The sequence below is a fragment of the Clostridium cuniculi genome, assembly GCF_004353185.1.
GTDB lineage: Bacteria > Bacillota > Clostridia > Clostridiales > Clostridiaceae > Clostridium > Clostridium cuniculi.
Window position 1 is genome coordinate 1 of the sequence record NZ_SMUS01000122.1, and the last position, 450, is coordinate 450.

The following is a 450-nucleotide window of genomic DNA, read 5'->3' on the forward strand; positions in this document are numbered from 1 at the left end:
CTCGGGTATCTAATCCTGTTTGATCCCCACGCTTTCGTGCATCAGCGTCAGTCATGGCTTGGCAGGCTGCCTTCGCAATCGGGGTTCTGCGTGATATCTATGCATTTCACCGCTACACCACGCATTCCGCCTGCCTCAAACATACTCAAGCCCCCCAGTTTCAACGGCAATTCTATGGTTGAGCCACAGACTTTCACCGCTGACTTAAAAGGCCGCCTACGCACCCTTTAAACCCAATAAATCCGGATAACGCTCGGATCCTCCGTATTACCGCGGCTGCTGGCACGGAGTTAGCCGATCCTTATTCATAAGGTACATACAAAACGGGACACGTCCCGCACTTTATTCCCTTATAAAAGAGGTTTACGATCCATAGAACCTTCATCCCTCACGCGACTTGGCTGGTTCAGGCTTACGCCCATTGACCAATATTCCTCACTGCTGCCCCCC

At 51.8% G+C, this 450-nt stretch carries 1 rRNA gene; it reads right to left on the bottom strand.

The annotated features are described in order from the left end of the window. Nucleotides 1-450 (bottom strand): 16S ribosomal RNA (locus tag EJJ37_RS19890); the annotation flags it as partial.